At 69.8% G+C, this 6,116-nt stretch carries 5 protein-coding genes; 1 reads left to right on the top strand and 4 read right to left on the bottom strand.

Annotated elements, in window-relative coordinates; all coding sequences use genetic code 11:
- Nucleotides 1-403: 403 nt before the first annotated feature.
- A complete protein-coding gene (locus GTY56_RS08215; protein ID WP_161363985.1) occupies nt 404-1,411 on the bottom strand; it encodes a stage II sporulation protein M in 1,008 nt (335 codons plus the stop codon).
- 128 nt (nt 1,412-1,539) lie between these two features.
- On the opposite strand from GTY56_RS08215, the gene GTY56_RS08210 reads away from it, so the two are divergent.
- Complete coding sequence (locus tag GTY56_RS08210) at nt 1,540-2,562, top strand: RDD family protein (protein ID WP_161363983.1); 1,023 nt, start codon at nt 1,540-1,542, stop codon at nt 2,560-2,562.
- A gap of 38 nt (nt 2,563-2,600) precedes the next feature.
- On the opposite strand, the gene GTY56_RS08205 is transcribed toward GTY56_RS08210, so the two are convergent.
- The 3 genes from GTY56_RS08205 to GTY56_RS08195 form a co-directional block, all read right to left on the bottom strand.
- A complete protein-coding gene (locus tag GTY56_RS08205; protein ID WP_161363981.1) occupies nt 2,601-3,215 on the bottom strand; it encodes a hypothetical protein in 615 nt (204 codons plus the stop codon).
- Nucleotides 3,216-3,349: 134 nt separating this feature from the next.
- A complete protein-coding gene (gene ahcY / locus GTY56_RS08200; protein ID WP_161363979.1) occupies nt 3,350-4,807 on the bottom strand; it encodes an adenosylhomocysteinase in 1,458 nt (485 codons plus the stop codon).
- 323 nt (nt 4,808-5,130) lie between these two features.
- The gene (locus tag GTY56_RS08195) at nt 5,131-6,105 is read right to left on the bottom strand and encodes a cation diffusion facilitator family transporter (protein ID WP_161363977.1); all 975 of its coding nucleotides are present in this window, start codon (nt 6,103-6,105) and stop codon (nt 5,131-5,133) included.
- Nucleotides 6,106-6,116 lie beyond the last annotated feature (11 nt).

Raw genomic sequence — 6,116 nt, 5'->3', positions numbered from 1 at the left:
GAACGGTCGCTTCCTTTGTACTCACCCTCTCGGGCTTTCCTCCGGGCGCTTCCCTTCGGTCTTGCGTTTCCGACTCTATCAGATCTTTTCTCGATCCGATTTCCTCGGTGCTTTCCAGGTTCCCGCTTCCGCGTTTCCCTTTCCGGCGGTTCCGACTTTATCAGAAGTTTTGAGCCGGACTGACCGGCCGCTCATTTCCGATTCATCGGGAGAGGCTTCAATGAAATCAGCGTTTCAAGAAGCAGGTAGATGTTCACTGTGGCTGGTCCGGGGCTAGAGCCCATGTCCAGGCAACTGTTCGAATCTACCTCCCCTCACTCGCCGTGTCAACGGCTCCTGTGGGGCGAAGAGGAGACTAGCAGTTGAACAGAGGTGGTCGCACATCCGGTGGTGGGCGGGACGATCAGGCTGCCGTGGGGACGGTCGCACTGCGTTCCGCTGCCGCGACGTCACCTGTCTCTCCAGCGCGGGTGGCACGGCCGCCCAGGACGTAGACATAGGCCAGGAAGGCCACTTCGGCGGCGACCCCGATGGTGATGCGGGCCCAGGTGGGGAGGCCGGACGGGGTGACGAAGCCTTCGATGGCTCCGGAGACGAAGAGGACGAGGGCCAGACCGATGGCCATGCCTATGGCGGCTCGGCCTTCTTCCGCGAGCGCCGTCCGCCGCGTCCGGGGGCCGGGGTCGACGAGGGTCCAGCCCAGGCGCAGGCCGGTGCCGGCCGCGACGAAGACCGCGGTCAGTTCGAGGAGACCGTGCGGGAGGACCAGGCCCAGGAACGTGTCGAGACGGCCGGCCGAGGACATCAGGCCTACTCCGATCCCGAGGTTGAGCATGTTCTGGAAGAGGATCCAGAGGACCGGGAGTCCCAGGAAGACCCCGAGGATGAGACACAGGGCGGCGGCCCAGGCGTTGTTCGTCCAGACCTGGGCGGCGAAGCTCGCGGCCGGGTGGCTGGAGTAGTACGTCTCGTACTGGCCGCCGGGGCGAGTCAGCTCACGGAGTTCGCTGGGGGCCGCGATCGAGGCCTGCACTTCCGGGTGGGTACCGATCCACCAGCCCAGGAGGGCCGCGACGGCCGTGGACAGGAGCGCGGTGGGCACCCACCAGTGGCGCGACTTGTAGACGGCGGCCGGGAAGCCGTGGGCCAAGAAGCGTGTGACGTCGCGCCAGGAGGCGCGTCGGGTGCCTGTCACGGCACTACGCGCGCGTGCCACGAGCTGGCTGAGGCGACCGGTCAGCTGGGGGTCAGGGGCGCTGGACTGGATCAGGGAGAGGTGCGTCGCCGTGCGCTGGTAGAGGGTGACGAGTTCGTCGGCTTCCGCGCCGTTGAGTCGGCGCTGGCGGCGGAGCAAGGCTTCGAGGCGGTCCCACTCCGCTCGGTGGGCGGAGACGAAGACGTCGAGGTCCATCGGGGTGCCTGCTCCTCGGCTGGTCGTCGGAGGCTCGTCGTGGATCAGCTTGTCGTACTACGGTGCGATGCGCCCTCAGCTTGGCAGACTGGCCCTGTCGGGGGCAGGGCAGGGGAAGGGCGGCAGGCGTGAGTGAGCTGGTGACGGGCGAGGCTGTGGCGTTGGAGCTGCGCCCCGCGAGGTTGCCCAGCAGGGCGCTGGCCGTACTGCTCGATCTGGTGGCGGCCATGGCGCTCTACGTCGCGGTGACCGTCGCGCTGGTGGTTTCCACGGCGTCACTCGACGAAGCGGCGCAGACGGCGCTGTCGATCGCCACGTTCGTTCTCGTGCTGGTGGGCGGGCCGATCGCCGTGGAGACGCTCAGTCACGGGCGGTCGCTCGGGAAGATGGCGTGCGGACTGCGGGTGGTGCGGGACGACGGGGGCCCCATCCGGTTCCGGCATGCGCTGGTGAGGGGCTTGATCGGCGTGATCGAGATCCTCATGACCTTCGGGATCGTCGCCTGCATCGCCTCGTTCGTGTCGGCGCGCGGGCGGCGGCTGGGGGATGTGTTCGCGGGGACGCTCGTCGTGCGGGAGCGGATTCCGGTCACGCGGACCGGCTTCGTGCCGCCCCCTCCGCCCTGGCTGGCGGGACGGTTCTCGGGGCTCGACCTGTCGGCAGTGCCCGACGGGCTGTGGCTCGCTGTCCGGCAGTACCTGACGCGCATGCAGCAGCTCGACCCGCAGGTGGGCTGGTTGATGGCGGAGCGGCTGGCGTCGGATCTCGCCGAGCGGACGGGCGCTCCGGTGCCGCAGGACGTGCCGCCGGCGGTGTATCTGGCCGCGGTCGTACAGGAACGGCAGGCGCGGGAGGCCCGACGGGCCTTCGGAAACGACGCGGCCCAAGCGACCGCACCCGCTCCGGCTCCGGCTCCGGCTCCGGCTCCGGCTCCGGCGGCTGACGTCCCGGTGGATACCCACGCGGCTCCATCAGCTGGCAACGCCCGGACTGCGGGCTCGGCACCGGCTGCCTCTGCGCCATCTGCCGGGGCGTCCGAGGTGGTGTCCGAGACGTCCGGCGGGGAGCGGCGGGCCGCGGACTCATCCGGTGCCTCATCCGGTGCCTCGGTCGGCGAGCGGCCCGGCACCGGGTTCGTGCCTCCGGCGTGATGGAGCGCGGCGGCGTCCGGCCGGGCTCGGCTGCCCGCTCAGGTGAACGCCGACGGTGGTGACTCCAGGTCTTCGAGCTCGATGCCGGGGGCCGCGAGCACCACGTCCCCGGCGATGTGCACGGTGTGCTGCTCGCCCGTGTCCAGGGCTGTGACCTGGTATTCGTCCACGGTCAGGGGGCCGTTGTCAGTGGCGTGTGCTTCGCTCTTCACCAAGGCCCAGGACTGGTCCACGGTGCGCGGGGCGAGGACCGGGTCGGTGAAGGCGACGAGGCGTACGCGGGTGGCGGCCGCGGAGGGGGTGAGGCGCAGGAGGCGGGCGGTGGCGACGAGAAATGCCGGGGACGTGCCGGTGAAGGCGTGGGCGCGCACATTGCCTTCGGTGGCCTCGGTCCCGGTGGGATCGGTACGGACCCAGGTCACGCCGTCGAGAGCGGCGCCGCGGACCTGCCAGGCGGCGGCGTGGAGTTCCAGACGGAGGGGGCGGCCCAGTTCGTCGAGGGTGAGGTCGACGGAGCCGTGGTGCTCGCCGGCGGGGGTGGTCAGCTGGGAGACGTAGCGCCAGCCGGAGGGGCCGGGGGCGCACTGGAAGTGCTCTTCCGCGAGGGGGGTGTGATCGTGCGGATCGTGGAGCGAATATCGGCCGCGGGGCATGGGGGTCCTGGGTCTTGACGGGCTGGGCCGGTCGCCGGTCCGTCAAACGGGGCAGGCCCCCGGCACGGGGGTGCGGGGGCCTGCCTCGGAGATCTGAACCGGCTGCCGGCCGACCGGCAGCGGTGCTGCTCGGCTCAGTAGCGGTAGTGGTCCGGCTTGAACGGGCCCTCGACCTTCACGCCGATGTACTCGGCCTGCTCGGGGCGCAGCGTCGTGAGCTTCACGCCGAGCGCGTCGAGGTGGAGGCGGGCGACCTTCTCGTCGAGGTGCTTGGGCAGCACGTAGACGCCGGTCGGGTACTCGTCGGGCTTGGTGAACAGCTCGATCTGGGCCAGGGTCTGGTCCGCGAAGGAGTTGGACATCACGAACGACGGGTGGCCGGTGGCGTTGCCCAGGTTCAGCAGGCGGCCCTCGGACAGGACGATGATCACCTTGCCGTCGGGGAAGGTCCAGGTGTGGACCTGCGGCTTGACCTCGTCCTTGACGATGCCGGGGATCTTGGCGAGGCCGGCCATGTCGATCTCGTTGTCGAAGTGGCCGATGTTGCCGACGATCGCCTGGTGCTTCATCTTGGCCATGTCCGAGGCCATGATGATGTCCTTGTTGCCGGTCGTGGTGATGAAGATGTCGGCCGTCTCGACGACATCCTCGAGGGTCGCGACCTGGTAGCCGTCCATCGCGGCCTGGAGGGCGCAGATGGGGTCGATCTCGGTGACGATCACGCGGGCGCCCTGTCCGCGCAGGGACTCCGCGCAGCCCTTGCCCACGTCGCCGTAGCCGAAGACCACCGCGGTCTTGCCGCCGATGAGGACGTCGGTGGCGCGGTTGATGCCGTCGATGAGGGAGTGGCGGCAGCCGTACTTGTTGTCGAACTTCGACTTGGTGACGGCGTCGTTGACGTTGATCGCCGGGAACAGGAGGGTGCCGTCGCGCTGCATCTCGTACAGGCGGTGGACGCCGGTCGTGGTCTCCTCGGTGACACCGCGGATCTCGGAGGACAGCTGGGTCCACTTCTGGGGGTTCTCGCCCAGGGTGCGGGTCAGCAGTTCGAGGATGACGCGGTGCTCGTCGGACTCGGCGGTGTCGGGCGAGGGGACCTTGCCGTCCTTCTCGTACTCGACGCCCTTGTGGACGAGGAGGGTGGCGTCGCCGCCGTCGTCCAGGATCATGTTGGGGCCGCCGGTGGGGCTGTCCGGCCAGGTCAGCGCCTGCTCGGTGCACCACCAGTACTCCTCCAGGGTCTCGCCCTTCCAGGCGAAGACCGGGACGCCCTGGGGGTTGTCCACGGTGCCGTTCGGGCCGACGGCGATGGCGGCGGCCGCGTGGTCCTGGGTGGAGAAGATGTTGCAGGAGGCCCAGCGGACCTGCGCGCCGAGGGCGACCAGGGTCTCGATGAGCACGGCGGTCTGGACGGTCATGTGCAGGGAGCCGGTGACGCGGGCGCCGGCCAGGGGCTGCGCTTCGGCGTACTCCTTGCGGATCGCCATCAGGCCCGGCATCTCGTGCTCGGCGAGGGTGATCTCCTTGCGGCCGAACGCGGCCAGGGAGAGGTCGGCGACCTTGAAGTCCTGTCGGTTCTCGACAGTCGTCATTGCGAGCTGCTCCTCGGAGTTGGGGCGAGGGTGGGTACGGCTGGTCTGCGCGGCGGCGGACACAGGAGTGCCCGAAAGAGGACACAGGCATGCCCGCGTGCGCGCAGCGCAGTCCGTCGGAGGCCCTCTCTCCCTCGGCCGGTCCGCATCGGACCGCCCGACCGCCATCAGCAGCGACGTCTGGCTCCGTCCCAAGCTACACCGGGGGCGGGGGCGAACCCCAGCCCGCCCGTGAATCGGCCGGGCGGTCAGCGGCGGGTCCGGAGACGGCGACGGGGCCCGCCGGTCGGTCCGGCGGGCCCCGTGGGCGCGAGCGGGAGAGGTCAGTGGGCCGCGGGGGCCGGGCCTCCGGGGGAGGCCTCGGGGTCGGGGCCCTTGGCCGCCTCGGCCTCGCTGTAGACGTCCGGTTCGAGGTAGATCACGCGGGCGATCGGGACGGCGTCGCGGATGCGGGACTCGGCGGCGTCGATGGCGGAGGCGATCTCGGTCGCCGTGTCGTCGTGCCGGACGGCGATCTTGGCGGCGACGAGGAGCTCGTCGGGGCCGAGGTGGAGCGTGCGCATGTGGATGATGCGGGTGACCGTGGTGCCGTCGACGAGCGCGGCCTCGATCTTCTGGGTCTCCTCGGTGCCGGCGGACTCGCCGAGCAGCAGCGACTTGGTCTCGGCGGCGAGGACCAGGGCGATCAGGATGAGCAGGATGCCGATGCAGAGGGTGCCGATGCCGTCCCAGACGCTGTCGCCGGTGAGCAGGGCGAGGCCGACACCGCCGAGGGCGAGGATGAGGCCGACGAGGGCGCCGAGGTCCTCCAGGAGGACGACCGGGAGTTCAGGGGCCTTGGCGTGGCGGACGAACTCCTTCCAGGAGCGCTTGCCGCGCAGGGCGTTGGACTCCTTGATGGCCGTGCGGAAGGAGAAGGTCTCGGCAATGATCGCGAAGACCAGGACGCCGACGGGCCAGTACCAGTGCGTCAGCTCGTGCGGGTGCTTGATCTTCTCGTAGCCCTCGTAGAGGGCGAACATGCCGCCGACCGAGAAGAGGACGATGGAGACGAGGAAGGCGTAGATGTAGCGCTCGCGGCCGTAGCCGAAGGGGTGTTGCGGGGTGGCCTCGCGCTTGGCCTTCTTGCCGCCGACGAGGAGCAGCGCCTGGTTGCCGGAGTCGGCGAGTGAGTGGACGGACTCGGCGAGCATCGACGACGAGTTGCTGAAGATGAACGCCACGAACTTCGCTACCGCGATCGCGAGGTTGGCGGCCAGTGCCGCCACGATCGCCTTGGTGCCGCCTGACGCGCTCATATGTTCGCGAT

The sequence above is a fragment of the Streptomyces sp. SID5643 genome (assembly GCF_009872555.1).
Lineage (GTDB): Bacteria > Actinomycetota > Actinomycetes > Streptomycetales > Streptomycetaceae > Streptomyces > Streptomyces iakyrus.
The sequence above is the reverse complement of the archived record's forward strand: the minus strand, read 5'-3'. Positions and strand labels throughout refer to the sequence as shown.